This is a genomic window from Luteimonas lutimaris, from assembly GCF_039537065.1.
Taxonomy (GTDB): Bacteria; Pseudomonadota; Gammaproteobacteria; order Xanthomonadales; family Xanthomonadaceae; genus Luteimonas; species Luteimonas lutimaris.
Window position 1 is genome coordinate 60,528 of record NZ_BAAAZU010000031.1, and the last position, 16,674, is coordinate 77,201.

13 protein-coding genes are annotated in these 16,674 nt (G+C 69.0%); 2 read left to right on the plus strand and 11 right to left on the minus strand.

Going from position 1 to position 16,674, the window contains the following annotated elements:
- Positions 1-73 precede the first annotated feature (73 nt).
- Positions 74-1,840, plus strand: coding sequence for a peptide MFS transporter (locus ABD679_RS13990; RefSeq protein ID WP_344760621.1), 1,767 nt, complete (start codon positions 74-76; stop codon positions 1,838-1,840).
- A 45-nt stretch (positions 1,841-1,885) separates the two neighbouring features.
- Here ABD679_RS13990 and ABD679_RS13995 read toward each other — a convergent pair whose 3' ends face one another.
- The 6 genes from ABD679_RS13995 to ssb all read right to left on the minus strand — a co-directional run bounded on the left by ABD679_RS13995 (position 1,886) and on the right by ssb (position 8,097).
- On the minus strand, positions 1,886-3,865 hold the full coding sequence (locus ABD679_RS13995; RefSeq protein ID WP_344760622.1) for an alpha/beta hydrolase family protein: 1,980 nt from the start codon (positions 3,863-3,865) through the stop codon (positions 1,886-1,888).
- Between the two features lie 170 nt (positions 3,866-4,035).
- Positions 4,036-4,944: a dTDP-4-dehydrorhamnose reductase gene (rfbD, locus tag ABD679_RS14000; protein ID WP_344760623.1), complete on the minus strand. Its 909-nt coding sequence runs from the start codon at positions 4,942-4,944 to the stop codon at positions 4,036-4,038.
- Positions 4,941-5,498: a dTDP-4-dehydrorhamnose 3,5-epimerase gene (gene rfbC, locus ABD679_RS14005; protein WP_344760624.1), complete on the minus strand. Its 558-nt coding sequence runs from the start codon at positions 5,496-5,498 to the stop codon at positions 4,941-4,943. Before rfbC ends, rfbD begins: the two co-directional genes overlap by 4 nt.
- Positions 5,495-6,382, minus strand: coding sequence for a glucose-1-phosphate thymidylyltransferase RfbA (rfbA, locus tag ABD679_RS14010; RefSeq protein ID WP_344760625.1), 888 nt, complete (start codon positions 6,380-6,382; stop codon positions 5,495-5,497). Before rfbA ends, rfbC begins: the two co-directional genes overlap by 4 nt.
- Positions 6,383-6,419: 37 nt before the next feature.
- Positions 6,420-7,475: a dTDP-glucose 4,6-dehydratase gene (gene rfbB, locus ABD679_RS14015; protein ID WP_344760626.1), complete on the minus strand. Its 1,056-nt coding sequence runs from the start codon at positions 7,473-7,475 to the stop codon at positions 6,420-6,422.
- Positions 7,476-7,626: 151 nt separating this feature from the next.
- A complete protein-coding gene (gene ssb, locus ABD679_RS14020) occupies positions 7,627-8,097 on the minus strand; it encodes a single-stranded DNA-binding protein (protein WP_344760627.1) in 471 nt (156 codons plus the stop codon).
- 285 nt (positions 8,098-8,382) lie between these two features.
- Between ssb and ABD679_RS14025 the strand changes: the two genes are divergently transcribed.
- Positions 8,383-9,378: a polyprenyl synthetase family protein gene (locus ABD679_RS14025; RefSeq protein WP_344760628.1), complete on the plus strand. Its 996-nt coding sequence runs from the start codon at positions 8,383-8,385 to the stop codon at positions 9,376-9,378.
- Positions 9,379-9,553: 175 nt separating this feature from the next.
- Here the strand turns inward: ABD679_RS14025 and ABD679_RS14030 are convergent, their stop codons facing one another.
- The 5 genes from ABD679_RS14030 to ABD679_RS14050 all read right to left on the minus strand — a co-directional run bounded on the left by ABD679_RS14030 (position 9,554) and on the right by ABD679_RS14050 (position 16,527).
- Positions 9,554-10,351, minus strand: a complete 798-nt coding sequence (locus ABD679_RS14030) for a dienelactone hydrolase family protein (RefSeq protein WP_344760868.1) — start codon at positions 10,349-10,351, stop codon at positions 9,554-9,556.
- 171 nt (positions 10,352-10,522) lie between these two features.
- On the minus strand, positions 10,523-11,947 hold the full coding sequence (gene murD, locus ABD679_RS14035; protein WP_344760629.1) for a UDP-N-acetylmuramoyl-L-alanine--D-glutamate ligase: 1,425 nt from the start codon (positions 11,945-11,947) through the stop codon (positions 10,523-10,525).
- Positions 11,928-13,433, minus strand: coding sequence for a MurL-like N-terminal domain-containing (locus tag ABD679_RS14040; RefSeq protein ID WP_344760630.1), 1,506 nt, complete (start codon positions 13,431-13,433; stop codon positions 11,928-11,930). Before ABD679_RS14040 ends, murD begins: the two co-directional genes overlap by 20 nt.
- The gene (locus tag ABD679_RS14045) at positions 13,430-13,936 is read right to left on the minus strand and encodes a hypothetical protein (RefSeq protein WP_344760631.1); all 507 of its coding nucleotides are present in this window, start codon (positions 13,934-13,936) and stop codon (positions 13,430-13,432) included. The genes ABD679_RS14040 and ABD679_RS14045 overlap by 4 nt, the downstream gene beginning before the upstream one ends.
- The gene (locus ABD679_RS14050; RefSeq protein ID WP_344760632.1) at positions 13,933-16,527 is read right to left on the minus strand and encodes a bifunctional aspartate kinase/diaminopimelate decarboxylase; all 2,595 of its coding nucleotides are present in this window, start codon (positions 16,525-16,527) and stop codon (positions 13,933-13,935) included. The genes ABD679_RS14045 and ABD679_RS14050 overlap by 4 nt, the downstream gene beginning before the upstream one ends.
- Positions 16,528-16,674 lie beyond the last annotated feature (147 nt).

Genomic DNA, 16,674 nt, shown 5'->3' on the forward strand with positions numbered 1-16,674 from the left:
CGCTGCCCCGGGGCAAGTCCAGTGCGCAGGGGCCCGGTCGCTATACTCGCGCGGATTCCATACGGAGCAGCACGTGGCCGCCAGCATCACGAGTGACATCCCCGCCGGCGAGGACTTCCTCGGCCATCCCAAGGGCGTCTACGTCTGCTTCTTCACCGAAATGTGGGAGCGCTTCTCGTTCTACGGGATGAAGGCGCTGCTGCTGCTGTACCTGACCAAGTACCACCTGTTCGGCGACGGCCCCGGGCTCGACCTGCTGGGCGCCTACGGCGGACTGGTGTACTGCATCCCGGTGATCGGCGGCCTGCTCGCCGACCGCTGGCTGGGCATGCGCAAGGCGGTGGTGTTCGGCGGCATCCTGCTGTGCCTGGGGCACCTGGGGATGGCGTTCGAGGGCCACGCGGCGGTGAACGTCGGCGGACAGGTCGTGCGCGACGAAGGCGCGCTGCGCGTCACCTACCTGTCGCTGGCGCTGATCATCATGGGCGTGGGCTTCCTCAAGCCGAACATCTCCACCATCGTCGGCAGGCTGTACGCGGAGAACGACCCGCGCCGCGATTCGGGCTTCTCGCTGTTCTATGCCGGCATCAACCTTGGCGCGCTGTTCGCATCCCTGGTGTGCGGTTTCCTCGGCGAGGTCTACGGCTGGAAATACGGCTTCGGCGCAGCCGGCATTGGCATGCTGGTGGGGCTGGGCATGTTCCTGTGGGGACAGAAGTACCTGCACGGGCACGCCGAGCCGTCCAACCCCGGCTCGCTGCGCGAACGCGTGGCGGGGTTGCCGCGAGAGTGGCTGATCTACGGCCTGGCGGTGCTGGGCGTGCTGCCGGTGGCATGGCTGATGTGGGCGGCCGGGTCCGGCGCGTTCGCGCTCGGCGGCGAGGTCTCGCTGGCGCTGATGCTGATGCTGGTCGTGCTGGGCGTCGTGCTGCTGTGGTTCTCGTGGTTCGTCGGGACCCAGTGCACGCCGGTGCAGCGCCAGCAGATGATCGCGCTGATGGCGCTGATCTTCATGGCACTGGTGTTCTTCACCCTGTACGAGCAGACCTACGGTTCGTGGGTGACGTTCACCGACCGCATGATGACCAAGGACATCATGCCGTCGCTGGTGATCCGGAACGGCACGCCGCTGCCGTGGTCGATCGCCTCGCTGCTGCTGGCGCCGCTGGGCTTCGTGGCGGCGGCGACGCTGTCGGACCGCAACCCGGCATCCAGCGCGCCGCGCGCGCTGTTCATCGGCGTGGTGGCGCTGATGCTGGTGTTCCTCATCCGCGACTGCGTGGTGCTGCCGCAGACCGCCGGCTCGCTGACCTACCTCGGCGCGCTGTTCCTGGTGCTGCTGGCGCCGATCTTCGCCGCGCTGTGGGCGTGGCTGGACAGGCGCCGCATGGATCCGTCCAAGCCGGTGAAATCGGCGCTCGGGCTGGTATTCGCCGGGCTGTCCTTCATTCCGCTGGCGTGGGCCGCGCAGCAGGTCGGCGCCACCGGCCAGATGGCGAGCGTGTGGTGGCTGGTGCTGGCCTATCTGGTGCTCGAGATCGGCGAGATGTGCCTGTCGCCGGTCGGGCTGTCCGCGGTCACCCAGCTGGCCGTGCCGCGCGTGGTGAGCCTGATGATGGGCACCTGGTTCCTGGCTACCGCGTTCTCGGAAACGCTGGCCGCGCTGTTCGGCAAGCTCGCAGCGATCGACGTGCCCGAGGGCGAAGTCATGGACATCGCCACGGCCTCGGCGAAATACGCGCACCTGTTCTGGCTGATGATGTGGATCGGCCTGGGCTGCGCGGTGGTCGCGTTCATCGCCGCACCGCTGCTGCGGCGGATGATGCACGGGGTGAAGTGATCCGCCCTGTTCCGGCGGCGCGCCAGGCGCCGCCGGAACAGGGCGTTACCGTGGTGCGCCCTCCGGCGCGGCCGTGCCGCCGCCAAGGCTCCGCGCCAGGAAGGCCAGCAGCCGGGTCTGGAAGTCCTTCCGGTTTTCCGGCTTGTAGTAGCCGTGCCCTTCGTTCCTGTAGTAGCTGGCCTCCACCTGCACGCCGGCGGCCTTGAGCGCACGCTCCATCGCCTCGGTGTGCTCGACCGGCGCGGTTTCGTCCTCCCGGCCCGCGGCAAGCAGCACCGGCACCTTGATCGCTGCGGCATGGCGGGTGGGCGAACTTGCGGCGAGCACGTCCTTGTCGCTGCCGATCCATTCGTTCGCCCAGGTCGCGATCGAGCCGTGCTTCTGGGTTTCTTCGGCGTGCAGTTGCGGCAGGTCGTAGACGCCGACGTTGCCCACCGCGCACCTGTAGAGGTCCGGTTCCCTGGCCACGCCCATCAGCGCCGCGAATGCGCCGTAGCTGGCGCCGTAGATGCAGATGCGCGCCGGATCGGCGATGCCCTGGGCAATGGCCCAGCGGGTGGCGTCGGTGACGTCGTCCTGCATCTTCAGCCCCCACTGCCGCGCGCCGAGGCGCTCGAAGTCGCGCCCCCGCCCTCCCGAACCGCGGAAGTTCACTTGCAGCACCACGTAACCCGCGTCCGCCAGCATCTGCGCCTGGCCATCGAAGCCCCAGATATCGGCGATGCCGAACGGACCGCCGTGCGGCATGACCACCATCGGCATTTTGCCCGACCCGTCGCGCGGGGTCGTGAGGTAGCCCTGCAGCTTCAGCCCGTCGCGCGCGTCGAACTCGAAGGCACGGGTCTTCGCCCGCTTCGCCGGGTCGAACCATTCGGCGCGGCTGATCACGTAGTCGGCCTTCTTCGCCTGTGCGTCGAACAGGTAGAAATCGCCGGGATTGCGGCTGCTCCATGCCCGCACGAGGCTGGTCCGCCCGTCGCGCGTGCTCGACGTCACCAGCGCGGCGTTGTCGCCGAAGGCCGCCTGCAGGCTCTTGTACAGCCGGGCGTCGTCCGAGTCCTCGTCGAAAAACCGGAACGTCGGCTTGTCACCGTCGTACATGGCGCCGATCGGGATCGATGTCCCGGGCCGGTAGAGCATGAAGGGATCCTTCTGCCCGTCGCGCAGGACCTCCGTGCGCTTCCCGCTCGCAACATCGTAGGCAAAGACCGCATCCGGTCCGCTCTTCATCTCGGTGAGCAGGTATGCGGTCTTGTCATCGGCCGAGAACCCGACCGGAACCTCGATCCTGCCGCTCGAGGCTTCGTCGTTGACGAGCGTCCAGTCGCTGCCCTCGCCGGCGCGGTAATACAGCTTGCTCACGATGTCGGTATCCGCACCGAGCGCGAAGCGCACGACGCCGGCGTTGTCGCTCGTGAAGCGGGCATTGCGGACCGGTGCCCGCGTCACCGTGTGCCGCGTGCCGCTGTAGATGTCCATCTTCTCCACCCGCGTGTACGGGTCGCTGGAGAACGGGCTGACGGACACGAGGACATGCTTGTCGTCGTCGCGCAGGCCGTCGACCAGGAACGCGGCCACGCGCTCGGCCTTCTTGGTGCGGATGCGCGACCCCAGGTTGCCGGCGACGCGCTGGCCGATCAGCATCTCGGTGCGGCCGCCATCGGCATTCATGGCGAACAGTTCGCCCGTGGGTTGCGGCGTGTCCAGGGAGCCGAACTTCTCGGCCGCCGAGATCAGTACCCGGTCGGGGCTGACCCACTCGAAGCCGTAGACAGCCGAGTTCCGGCCAAGCTGGAAGGTTCCGAGCAGCTTCTTGTCCTTCCTGCCCATGATCACCAGCGCGGTGCGGTCCTCGAACGGCACGGTCGCGGCCAGGTATTCGCCCGTCGGCGAGATCTTGATCGTCTCGAAGCGGTCGTTGCGCACATAGGCATCCACGTCGACGGCCTGCGCGTGCGCCGTGCCGACGGCGGCCGCTGCAAGCGCGAGGCACAGCGACGCCAGAATGGCGAGTCTTGAAATCATGTTTTCCCCTTGCATGGCTGGTGGAGATGCCAGCCTTTCCATTGCAACCGCGGCGGTCCGGGATGCGGCCAGTCCGGGCGACGCTCGGATTCTAGCGTGCGTGACGGACTGGTCGCCGCGGCATGGCGGCGAAGCGGCGTATCGACGCTTCCGCCAGCCAAACGGGCTGCTCAGGCCGCGCGGTCGTCCGCCAGCATGTCGAGCACGCGGGAAAGCCCGTCCCGCCAATCGACTGGCGCCATGCCGAAGTCACGCTGCAGGCGCGCGTTGTCGAGCACCGAGAAGACGGGTCGCGCGGCCGGCGTCGGGTAGTCGCTCGTGGCGATCGGCACGACGCGGGGCGCCCGCCGGAGCAGGCCGCGCGCGACGGCGCCGGACATGATGGCTTCGGCAAATCCATGCCAGCTGGTGCTGCCGTCGCAGGTGAGGTGCCACAGCCCCGACCGTTCCGGGCGCTGCCCCAGGATGGCCGCGGTGGTGTCGGCGATGTGCGCGGCCGATGTCGGGCTGCCGACCTGGTCGGCCACCACGCGCAGTTCGTCACGCTCGCCCGCCAGTCGCAGCATGGTCAGCAGGAAGTTGCGCCCCTGCGCGGCGTACACCCAGGCGGTGCGGAAGACCAGGTGACGCGCGCCGCTTTCCGCGATGGCGGTTTCGCCGGCGAGCTTGCTCGCGCCGTAGACGCCCAGCGGCGAGACGGGATCACCCTCGCGGTACGGGCGTGACGCGCTGCCGTCGAAGACGTAGTCGGTCGAGTAATGGACAAGCAGGGAATTCCGCTCTGCGCAGGCCGCGGCGATTGCCCCGGGTGCGTGCGCGTTGGCGCGGAAGGCTGCGTCCGGTTCACTTTCCGCGCGGTCGACGGCGGTGTAGGCCGCGGCATTGACGACAACGTCCGGCGCGAGCCTCGTAACCAGCGCTGCCGGCCCGGCAGGATCATCGAAGTCGGCTACCTCGCACGCGGCGTCGTCGTTCAGGCGGCCATCGCGCGTCGCCAGCACGAGCTCGCCGAGCGGTGCCAGGCTGCGCCGCAGCTCGGTGCCGACCTGCCCGTTCGCACCGAGCAGCAGGATCTTCAAGGCGTGTAGACCGGCAGGCGGTCGGCCGGCACCTCGGCAAGGAGCGGTGCGCGCGTGTCCTTGTCCGAAAGGATCGGCTCGGCCACGGGCCAGTCGATCGCCAGCGCCGGATCGTTCCAGCGGATGCCGGCATCGGCCTCGCGGTCGTAGGTCTGCGTGCACAGATAGTTGAAGGTCGCCTTCTCGCTGAGCACGGCAAAGCCGTGGGCGAAGCCTTCGGGGATCCATAGATGACGCCGGTTCTCCGCAGTCAGCAGCACCGCTTCCCACTTGCCGAACGTCGGCGATCCGCGGCGGATGTCGACGGCCACGTCCCAGACTTCGCCATCGAGCACCGAAACGTACTTGCCCTGCGCCTTTGGCCACTGGTAATGCAGTCCGCGCAGCACGCCGCGCGTCGACGTGGACACGTTGCCCTGCACGAAGTTCGGTACAAGCCCGTGCGCGGCAAGCTTGTCACTGTTGAACGACTCGAAGAACTCTCCGCGGGCGTCACCGAACACCCGTGGCTCGATCACCACGCAGCCCGGCAGTCCGGTTTCGACCAGTCTCATGCCACGTACCCGCGGCCGACCAGGTCCAGCAGGTATTGCCCGTAGCCGTTCTTGACCAGAGGCTTCGCCAGCGCCTCGAGTTGCGCGGCATCGATCCAGCCGTTGTGGAAGGCGATTTCTTCCGGGCAGCACACGCGCAGACCCTGGCGCGCTTCGATCGTCTCGATATAGTTCGAAGCCTGCAGCAGCGAACTGTGCGTGCCGGTATCGAGCCAAGCGTAGCCGCGACCGAGCTGTTCCAGGTGCAGGTCGCCTTCTTCCAGATAGCAACGGTTGAGGTCGGTGATCTCGAGCTCACCGCGCGGCGATGGCTTGAGCGCGGCCGCGAAGTCGCTGGCTCGGCCATCGTAGAAGTACAGCCCGGTCACCGCATAGTTGGAGCGTGGCTCCGTCGGCTTTTCCTCGAACCCGACCACCTTGCCGTCGCTGTCGAATTCGGCCACGCCGTAGCGCTCCGGATCGCGCACCCAGTAGCCGAAGACAGTGGCGCCATGTTCGCGCAGGTCGGCGCGCTTGAGCAGCGCCGTCAGGCCGGGCCCGTGGAAAATGTTGTCGCCCAGGACCAGGCAGCTGGGCCTGTCTTCGACGAATTCGCGGCCGATCAGATAGGCCTGCGCCAGCCCGTCCGGGTTCGGCTGCACCGCGTACTCGATCCGCATGCCCCACTGCGAGCCATCGCCAAGAAGCGCCCTGAACAGCGCCTGCTCGTGCGGCGTGTTGATGATCAGCACTTCGCGGATGCCCGCCAGCATCAGTACGCTGAGCGGGTAATAGATCATCGGCTTGTCGTAGACCGGCAGCAACTGCTTGCTGATCGCCTGGGTGATCGGATACAGCCGCGTGCCGGAGCCGCCTGCCAGGATGATGCCGCGTCTGTTTGTCATTTCGATTCCTCGCGAAACCTTCCTGGCACTTGTGGTGTCAAGCCGTCGCACCGATGCGCTCGAGCCGGTAGCTGCCGTCGAGTACGCGCTGCACCCACGGCTGGTTGTCCAGGTACCAGTCGACCGTATCGGCGATGCCCTGCTCGAAGCTGTGCGCCGGCGCCCAGCCCAGCTCCGATTTCAGCTTCGACGCGTCGATGGCGTATCGACGGTCGTGGCCGGGGCGATCCCTGACGTAGGTGATCTGCGAGTTGCGCGGCTGGCCGTCCTCGCGCGGGCGACGCTGGTCGAGCAGCGCACAGATCGTGTTGACGACATCGATATTCGGGCGCTCGGCGTCGCCGCCGACGTTGTAGGTCTCGCCCACCCGGCCGCCATCAAGTACCGCACGGATCGCGGAACAGTGATCTCCGACGTACAGCCAGTCGCGCACGTTCATGCCGTCGCCGTAGATCGGCAGCGGCTCGCCGGCGATCGCCCTGGCGATCACCAGCGGGATCAGCTTCTCGGGGAACTGGTACGGGCCGTAGTTGTTCGAGCAGTTGGTGGTCACCACCGGTAACCCGTAGGTGTGATGGAAGGCGCGCACCAGGTGGTCGGACGCGGCCTTCGAGGCCGAGTACGGCGAGTTCGGCGCATACGGCGTGGTTTCGACGAACTTGCCGCTGTCGCCGAGCGAGCCGTAGACCTCGTCGGTGGAGACGTGCAGGAACCGGAACGCATCCCTGGAAGCGCCTTCCAGCGACTTCCAGTAGTCGCGCGTGGCCTCCAGCAGCGCCAGCGTGCCGACGACGTTGGTCTGCACGAACGCGCCCGGGCCGTCGATCGAGCGGTCGACGTGGCTCTCGGCGGCGAAGTTGACCACCGCGTCCGGGCGGTGCTCGGCAAGCAGGCGGGCGACCAGGTCGCGGTCGCCGATGTCGCCGTGGACGAAAACGTGGCCCGGGTTGTCCTGCAGCGATGCCAGCGTATCGAGGTTGCCCGCATACGTCAGCGCATCAAGATTGACCACGCGGACGCCACTGGCGACCGCCTCGAGCACGAAATTGCCGCCGATGAAGCCGGCACCGCCGGTTACAAGCCAGGTTGGCACGCGCAGGCCCCTCCAGGTTCAGCCAGCCGCACATGGAGCCGATTCCCACTTCCGGTTATCGGAGACACCCGCGATCGGGGAAAGCGTGTCATGTGAATCCGATCGCAGGGGTCATTCCTGTTCACCGCCCGGGCGCGCGCCCTGATTGGCTTTAGAACGGGATATCGTCATCCGAGAACCCGTCATCCGCCGGCGGCGGCGCCGACTGGCGCTGTGGCGCCTGCCGCTGCGGCGCGGACTCCTGGCGCGGGCGCGACATGCGTTCGCCACCGCCACCGCCGCCTTCGCCACGGCCGCCGAGCATCTGCATCTCGTTGGCCACGATCTCGGTGAAGAACTTCTCGACCCCGTCCTGGCCGGTGTACTTGTCGTAGCGGATCTCGCCTTCCACGTAGACCTGCGAGCCCTTGCGCAGGTATTCGCCGGCGATCTCGCCGAGCTTGCCGAAGAAGGTCACGCGGTGCCACTGCGTGTTTTCCTGCGGGTTGCCGTCGCGGTCCTTGCGGACGCTGGTGGTCGCCAGGCTGATTTTGGTGATGGCCATGCCACCTTGGGTGTATTTGGTTTCCGGGTCGTTGCCGAGGTTGCCGACCAGGATGGCCTTGTTGATGCCGCGTGCCATGGATGACCTCTTTGAGCGTTCTGTGGGTGGCGGGCGCGTCGCCGTCCGCGGTCCGGGGACCACCAGGCGATGCCGGGGTGACGGCGCATGATACCGGGCCGACCGGATCGCCGTGCCTCGACCAAGGTACGGCCCCACCCGGGCACGGGCAACCCGAAATCCGGGTGGGGAAACCCTGACGCCCAGCTCCCTGCGCCGCTGCCGCCGGGGCCGGGCGCAGCAGGCACGCCCGGCCCCGGCCGGCATTGCTCCCTATAATCGCGCCTTTCCCCCGCCGGACCCGGCATGTCTGTCCCCGCAAGCCTGCACATCCCCGCCCTGCCCGCCATCCAGGCCTTCGCCGCCGCCGACATGGCCGCGGTCGACGCCCTGATCCGCCGCCGCCTGGCCTCGGACGTGGTGCTGATCAACCAGGTCGCCGAGCACATCGTCGCCGCCGGCGGCAAGCGCCTGCGGCCGATGCTGCTGCTGCTGGCCGCGCGGGCGCTCGGACACCAGGGCGCGGACGCGCACCAGCTGGCGGCGGTGGTCGAGTTCATCCACACCTCCACCCTGCTGCACGACGACGTGGTGGATGAATCCGATCTGCGCCGCGGCCGCCAGACCGCCAACGCGGTATGGGGCAACGCGGCCAGCGTGCTGGTGGGCGACTTCCTGTACTCGCGCAGCTTCCAGCTGATGGTGGAACTGGATTCAATGGAGGTGCAGCGGATCCTCGCCGACACCACCAACCGCATCGCCGAGGGCGAGGTGCTGCAGCTGCTGCACGTGCGCAACCCGGACGTGGACGAGGCCGCCTACCTGCGCGTGATCGAGCGCAAGACCGCCGTGCTGTTCGCCGCGGCTACGCGCCTGGGCGCACTGCTGGCGGGCGCCGACCGGGCCACGCAACAGCGCCTGCACGACTACGGCGTGGCGCTGGGCCACGCCTTCCAGATCGCCGACGACGTGCTCGACTACAGCGCCGACGAGACCGCGCTGGGCAAGCACCTGGGCGACGACCTGGCCGAGGGCAAGGCAACCCTGCCGCTGATCCACGCGATGGCGCATTCGGACGCCACCGTCCGCGAGCGGCTGCGCGCGATCGTCGAACAGGGCGACGTCGACGCGCTGCCCGAAGCCATCGCCGCGATCCGCGCGCAGGGCAGCCTCGACTACAGTCGCGCGCGCGCCGCCGAATATGCGCAGGCCGCCGAACGCATGCTCGACGGCCTCGAGGACAACGAAGCGGTGGCCGCGCTGCGCGGGCTGGCGCGCTACGCGACCGAACGCGACCACTGACGCGGACGTCGGGGCAAGGCTTGATGGGGCACGGATTACGCGGATAACCGCGGATAGCGCGTTCCATGACCGCATCAACCCGGCATTCTGCGCCCCCTGCGGATGAGCGCAGAAGCGCCGCGTCACCTCTTCGAACGTATTTGCTTCATGCGCGTTGATCCGTGGCAAAAAGCCCTCAATCCACCCCGAAGCGCTCGTCGAAAAAGTCTTCCATCATCCGGTACGCCCGCTTCGCCGCGCGCGGGTTGTAGACGCAGCCCGGCGGGCTGTTCGCGGCCTCCAGTGCGAAGCAGTGCACCGCGCCGCTGAAGTTGACGAAGGTCCAGTCGGCGCCCGCCGCGTCCATTTCCTTCTCGAAGCCGTCGATGTCCGGTGCTGTGCCACGGTCGTCGGCGCCGTTGAGCACGAGCAGCGGCGTCTTCACCGAGTCTGCCTTCGCCGGCGTGGTGGTCGACAGGCCGCCGTGGAAGGTGACGATGCCGGCCAGCCGCGCGCCGCTGCGCGCCAGCTCCAGCACCGACGATCCGCCGAAGCAGTAGCCGAAGGCGCCGATCTTCGACGCATCCAGCGGCGTCGTACCGGCTTGCGCCTCCAGCACCTCCACGGCCTTCGCCACGCGCGTGCGCATCGCATCCACATCCGCGTAGAGCGGCTTCACCTGGGCCTGCGCCTCTTCGCTGTTCTTCGGTCGCACGTCCTTGCCGTACATGTCGGCGACGAGAATGACATAGTCGTCACCGGCCACCTCCTTCGCCTGCGCGACTGCGGCGTCGGTCACGCCCAGCCAGTCGGGCACCATGACCAGCCCGGGGCGCTTGTCCGAAGACGCGTCGTCGTACACCAGCACGCCGCTGAAGGCCTGGTCGCCGACGTTCCATTCCACGGGCCTGGCCTGCATCGCGGCGAACGCGGATGCCGACAGCGGCAACAGCGCCAGCAGCAGGGCGGCGCGACGCAAGGTGTGGTGGTGCATCGGCTTCATGGCAGTCTCCGTGCAAGGCGATGCCGGCAAGCGTACCCCGATATCCCCGTCCTTGTAGGAGCGGCTTCAGCCGCGAGCTTTTCAAGCGCCGACTGGTGATTGGGCAAAAGCTCGCGGCTGAAGCCGCTCCTACAAGAGCGAGGTTTCCTGCATTCAAGCCACTCAGGCGATGCCGAGCCCCGGGATGCCGCTGATCGCCGCTGGATCGAATCCGGCCAGTTCGGCGAAATGCCGCCCGCGCCAGGTGTAGTCGCGATAGGGCCCGAAGCTCGGCGCGCCGGGCGAGAGCAGCACGACACCTTCACCGGCGAGTGCGTCGCGTGCGTGGGCGATCGCTTCGGCCATGTCCGCCGCGCTCGACAGCACGAAGCCAGCCGTACGCGACAACGGCGCGAGCAGGTCGTGGATCCGCGGTCCGTTCTGCCCCATCGTCACTATCGCCACCGGCGCGTGCGTCTTCATCGCCTCGGCGAACGCCGACCAGTCCAACCCACGGTCATGCCCCCCGGCCAGCAGCGCCACGCGGCGGTCGCGGAACACGTCCAGCGCGGCCAGGCTCGCGTGCGGCGTGGTGCTGATCGAATCGTTGACGTAGGTGATGCCGTCGCGCGTGCCGAGCGTCTGCAGGCGATGCGGCAGCGGCCGGAACGAGGCGGCATGCGACGCCAGCGCGGCGCCATCGAAGCCGAGCGCATCGACCGCGGTGAGCACGGCGCACAGGTTGCCGCGGTTGTGGCGGCCAGGCACGGGAACGTCGCGAGTGTCGAGGATGAAGTCGTCGCCACGATGCAGCGCGTCGCCGCGCATGTGCCAGCCATCCGCGCGGCCGAACCAGCGCACGTCGCTGTCGGGCAACGACAGCGCCGACAGCCGCGGATCGTTCGCGTTGAGCACCGCGACTCGCGGCTTCGCATCGGCCAGCAGCGCCAGCTTGTCCTCGACGTAGCGCTGCTCGCTGCCGTGCCAGTCCAGGTGCTCGGGGAACACGTTGGTCACCACCGCGACCTCCGGGCGAATGCCGCTGGCGGCGACATCCCGGGTCTGGTAACTCGACAGCTCGATCGCCCACAGCTCCGCGTCGCCGTCGAGCAGCTCCAGCAGCGGCATCCCGATGTTGCCGCACAGCGCCGTGCGGTGCCCGCCGGCGCGCAGCAGGTGCGCCAACAGCGCGGTCGTCGTGCTCTTGCCCTTGGTGCCGGTGACGCATACCGCGCGCGCATCCGGGCGCCCGGCGAACCACAGCGCGGTACCACCGATGAAGACGGTGCCGCTTTCGCGCGCCGCCACGGCTTCCGGACGATACGGGCTGATGCCGGGCGACTTGATCACCACGTCGAACGCAGCCAGCCGATCGGCCGTCGCTTCCGTCTCGATCGTGAGCGCCGCGTCGCCAAGCGCACGCACATCGGCCGCCTCCGTGTCATTGCAGAACAACGTCAGCGGCATCGACGCGTCCAGCCGCGCTATCGACGTTCCCGTGTCCCGAGTCCCGGGTCCCGGGTCCCGCAGCGCGCGATACGCCGCCCGCCCCTCGCGTCCCCAGCCCCACAGCGCGACGCGCCTGCCCTCAAGCTGAGAAATGCGCACGCAGCTGCTCCCAGAGCGCGGGCGGGACGCGGTGTTCGTCGTCGAGCACCAGCAACGGCGCGATATCGAGTTCCGCGGCATCGAGCTGCGGCAGGATTTCGCGCGCGAAACGCTTTACCACCGCGTCCTCGCGCCACTCCGGGCGCGCGGCCAACGCTGCCATCGCCGCGCGCGACTCGCGGCCCTCGCCGACGCATTCGAAGGGCTTGTGGTCCTGGTATTCGAGCAGCGCGTCGTAGCCGGGCACCTGCTCCGGATCATCGAGCAGGTTGCGGCCGAAGATCGCCACCAGCCGCGGCTTGGGCATGAACGGCGCCAGCGCGAGGAACACGAAATGGCACTTCGGACACACCCCGCACCACCGCCCCACCGGGCGTTCGCCCAGCAGGTGGAAGTTGCGGTTGCAGCTGGAAAAATGCGCGTCGTAGCGGTCGCTCTTCGCGAACTGCCGCGCCACCGCCAGCTCGCTCAGCGGGCGCAGCAGCGAGTAGTAATGCAGGTCGGCGGCGACTTCACGCTGCAGGTACGCACCGAAGTCGCGTTCGAACGTCCAGCCCTTCGACCACTGGTGGTTCACCTCGCCGGTGCCTTCGATCTGGCTGCCGTAGCTGGCCGAACGCTCGTTGGAAAACACGACCTGGTCCGCATCCAGCAGCACCGCGGCGAAGGCCATGATCGCCGAATTGATCGCGGTCACCGGGATATGGCCGTTCCACGCGCCCTGGCGGTTGTACTCGAACAGTTCCGGCGCCAGCTGGCGGCCGATGTTGAGCGTCGGCAGCCCGGTGCGCTCGGCGCAGGCGCGGATCAGCTGCGAACCGCCGATCCAGGTCACGGTCTGATCGACGCCGGCCCTGCGCAGGGCCTCGATGGAGACCAGGGAGTCCTTGCCGCCGCCGATGGCGACGAGGGCGTGCTGGCGGAGGCCGAGCGATTCGCCCTCCCCTTCAAGGGGGTGAGGATGGCCTGCTTGCGCGGCACCGCCGCGCAGGCCAGACGAACGCCCGGCGCGCTGCGCCAGGCCGGACGGGCCGGGGTGGGGATGGGTTTCGCCCGAGCCGGGAGGAAACCCATCCCCACCCAACCCTCCCCTTGAAGGGGAGGGCTTCAGAGCGGGGAACCGGATTCTTCCGTGCAGGTCCAGTCCGTTGCGGTAGGCGAACTCGCCCAGCCCGTTGAGGTAGACCTCCTCCAGCAGCGCCGCCGTGTCCGCGTCGATCGCGTAGGAATCGATCCGGATCTCCGCCGGCACCGCCGCCTTGTAGTAACTCACGCCGGCGATCAGGTGCAGCAGCCGCAGCGCCTGTTCAGCGGCATGCGCGCGCGAGGCGTCGAGTTCGAACGGCGCGCCGGGGACGGTGATCGTCTCGACCAGCTCCGGACCGTCGTCGAATGCGTACACCAGCCGCGCGACGCCGCTGCCGGCGTCGAATTCACAGCGCACGAAGCGGAAGCTGCGCACCGCGTCCCTGTCGAACGGCGTCATCGCGCCCCCTCCAAACCGAAACCGCGCGCCTGCCGCAGGAAGCGGCGGCACAGGAAATATTCGATGCACAGCGCCGGCAGCGCGCCCAGCAGCAGGCCGAACAGCACCGCGTAGACCGCGACCGCCGGCACCCAGGACAGCGCCTCGCGCAGGCTGCCGCCAGCGCCGGAGGCCAGGTGGCGCAGGCTTTCGACCAGCCCCAGGCACAGCGTCGCCAGCGGCGCGAACATCAGGAACGCCAGCGCCACCGTGCGCAGCGCCAGGCCGAACGCAGTCCACTTGCGCACGTCGCGGTCCACGTTCTCCCACCACGCCGTGATCCACCACGACGCCAGCCCGGCCGCCATCGCGGCGGCGGGCACGACGGCAAGCGACGCGCCGGCCGTGTCGTGCCACGACGCGAGCCCGGCCCCGCTGGCGACGCCGACCAGGAGGTAGGCCAGCACGGCAAGCACCGCCGCGATGACCGCGCCTGTCCACGCCAGACGTGCGCGCGCGCTCATTCCAGCACGTCCTCGCGCGGCAGCTCGCGCAGGTTGTAGCGGTTGGCCATGACGAACCCGTAGGCGCCGGCGTCCGCCACCAGCACCACGTCGCCCTCGGCCGTTGCCGCGGGCAGCATCCGCCCGGCGCCGAACACGTCGCCGGATTCGCAGATCGGCCCGACCACGTCGAACGCGGCCTCGCCTTCCCCGCCCGTGCGGCTGAGGTTGTGGATGCCGTGGTAGGCGTCGTACAGCGTCGGGCGCATCAGCGCGTTCATGCCCGCATCGAGGCCGACGCGGCGGATGCCCTGCTTCTCGACCACCTGGGTGACGTGCGTGAGCAGCACGCCGCACTCGGCGACCATGTAACGCCCCGGCTCCACCGCCAGCGCGAAGCGTGGGTACGCGGCCTTGATTTCCGCCAGCCCGGCCGCCCACGCCGCGAGATCGAACGCACGCGACTCGGGCTTGTACGGGATCGGCAGGCCGCCGCCGATGTCGATCGTCTCGACCGTGCCGACACTGTCGGCGAAGCCGGCCAGTTCGGCGTACACCTCGCGCCAGTGCGCGGGCGTGGAGATGCCGCTGCCCAGATGCGCGTGGATACCGCTGATGCGCGCGTCGAGCGCGCGCGCCTGCGCCACGAAGTCGTCGAATGCCGCCAGCGGCAGGCCGAACTTCGACGCCGCGCCGCCGGTGACGACCTTGGCGTGGTGGCCGTCGCCGCGGCCCAGGTCGATGCGCAGCCACAGCGTGCGTCCGCGGAAGGTCTCCGGCCAGTTGCGCAGCGCCTCGACGTTGTCGAGCGTCACCGTCACGCCCAGTGCGAACGCCGCCTCGTATTCCGCGCGCGGCGCGAAGCTCGGGGTGAACAGCACGCGCGCCGGGTCGAAGTCCGGCAGCGTCGCGAACACGTGCTCGAGCTCGCCCAGCGACACGCACTCCAGCCCGAAGCCTTCCGCCGCCAGCGTGCGCAGGATCGCCGGATGCGGATTGGCCTTGATCGCGAAGTAGCGGCGGTCGATCGCGTCGATGTCGAGCAGCGCGCGCGCGCGATCGCGCACCGTCGGCAGGTGGTAGACGTAGACCGGCGTGCCGGCGGCGGCGCGCTCGAGCAGGCGCCCGCGTTCACCCTGCCACCACGGCGCGGCGCGCTGCGGGCGGCCGTGCTCGATCTCCTGCCAGCTCGGCCCGAACACGCCGGCATCGTTCACCGGCATCGCGCCGCTGTCGATCAACTCGGCGTGCAGCACCGGCAGCAGGCCATCGGCGTCGGCCTCGTCGATCACGAAGGTCAGGTTGAGGTCGTTGGACGACTGCGAGATCAGGTGCACGCGTTCCTGGCCGAACGTGGCCCACACGTCCGACAGCTTGTGCAACAACGAACGCATGCCGCGTCCGACCAGGGTGATCGCCGCGCACGGCGCGATCACCTTGACCCGGCAGACCCTGGCGAGATCGGCCGACAGTTCGGCCAGCACGTCGGTGCTGACCAGGTTCTCGCCGGGATCCAGCGAGACGGTGACATTGGTTTCCGACGAACCGATCAGGTCCACCGACAGGCCGTGGCGCCGGAACAGCTCGAAGATTTCGGCCAGGAAGCCCACCTGCTGCCACATGCCGACGCTCTCCATCGACACCAGCACGATGCCGTTGCGTCGGCTGACCGCCTTCACCCCGGGCACGGTCTCGCCCTCGCCGTCGATGCAGGTGCCGGGCAAGTCCGGGCGCTCGGTGTCGAGGATCGCCAGCGCGACGCCGGCGTCGCGGCAGGGCTTGATCGAGCGTGGATGCAACACCTTGGCGCCGGTGGTGGCGACTTCCTGCGCCTCTGCGTAGTCAAGGCGCGTGAGCAGGCGCGCGTCCGGCACGATCCGCGGGTTGGCGCTGAACAGGCCGGGCACGTCGGTCCAGATCTCGACGCGCTGTGCGCCGAGCAGCGCACCGAAGTACGCAGCCGACGTGTCCGATCCGCCGCGACCGAGGGTCGCGGTGCCGCCGTCGGCGTGGCGGGCGATGAAGCCCTGCGTCAGCAGCATCCGCGCCGGCTGCGCGCCGAAGCGTTCGTGGAAGCCGTCCGCAGGCTCGCGCCGGCAGGACACCGACAGCCGCGTCGCCCAGGCGTTCTGGTTCGGCAGCGCGACCGCATCGAGCCAGTCGCGTGCGTCGCACCAGCCGAAATCCAGGCCCTGCGCGCGCAGGTAGGCTGCACCCAGCGTGGAGGACAGCAGTTCGCCCTGCCCCATCAGCTCGGCCTGCCAGTCCAGCGGATGCGCCGCCGCGCGCGGATCGTCGCCCAGCGCCCGCAGCGCGGACAGGCGTTCGCCAAGGACAGCGGCCGGATCGAGGTCCAGCTCTCGCGCGAACGTCTCGTGGCGCAGGGCCAGCGCGGCAATGCGCGGAGCCCGATCGGGCGCGCCCTCGGCGATCGCCTGCAGCTCGTTGGTCACGCCGGACAGCGCCGAAACCACGACCAGCACGCGCGCGTCGCCTTCGTCGGCGCGCCGTTTCGCCAGCCTGCCGATGGTGTCCCAGCGATGGCGACGCGACACCGAGGTGCCGCCGAACTTGAGCACGATCCAGCGATCGGAAGAAGAATGTGTAGGCATCGAAATGGGCGCGCGCCCGCGGTCCGGGCATGAACACGCGATTCTAGGGCCTGCGGTCGTTGGCGCACACCCTGCCGGACTTGCGGGTGCGGCCTCGGCTGCGGGCTTTTGACAGGTCACCCGTGCCTGGATGAAAGCTCGCGGCTG

Coding starts and splice junctions, on each gene's coding strand:
- ABD679_RS13995 (WP_344760622.1), bottom strand. CDS start 3,865: ATGATTTCAAGACTCGCCATTCTGGCGTCGCTGTGCCTCGCGCTTGCA.
- ABD679_RS14050 (WP_344760632.1), bottom strand. CDS start 16,527: ATGCCTACACATTCTTCTTCCGATCGCTGGATCGTGCTCAAGTTCGGC.
- ABD679_RS14025 (WP_344760628.1), top strand. CDS start 8,383: ATGTCTGTCCCCGCAAGCCTGCACATCCCCGCCCTGCCCGCCATCCAG.
- rfbC (WP_344760624.1), bottom strand. CDS start 5,498: ATGAGACTGGTCGAAACCGGACTGCCGGGCTGCGTGGTGATCGAGCCA.
- ABD679_RS14040 (WP_344760630.1), bottom strand. CDS start 13,433: ATGACGCCGTTCGACAGGGACGCGGTGCGCAGCTTCCGCTTCGTGCGC.
- ABD679_RS14030 (WP_344760868.1), bottom strand. CDS start 10,351: ATGCACCACCACACCTTGCGTCGCGCCGCCCTGCTGCTGGCGCTGTTG.
- ABD679_RS14045 (WP_344760631.1), bottom strand. CDS start 13,936: ATGAGCGCGCGCGCACGTCTGGCGTGGACAGGCGCGGTCATCGCGGCG.
- ssb (WP_344760627.1), bottom strand. CDS start 8,097: ATGGCACGCGGCATCAACAAGGCCATCCTGGTCGGCAACCTCGGCAAC.
- rfbA (WP_344760625.1), bottom strand. CDS start 6,382: ATGACAAACAGACGCGGCATCATCCTGGCAGGCGGCTCCGGCACGCGG.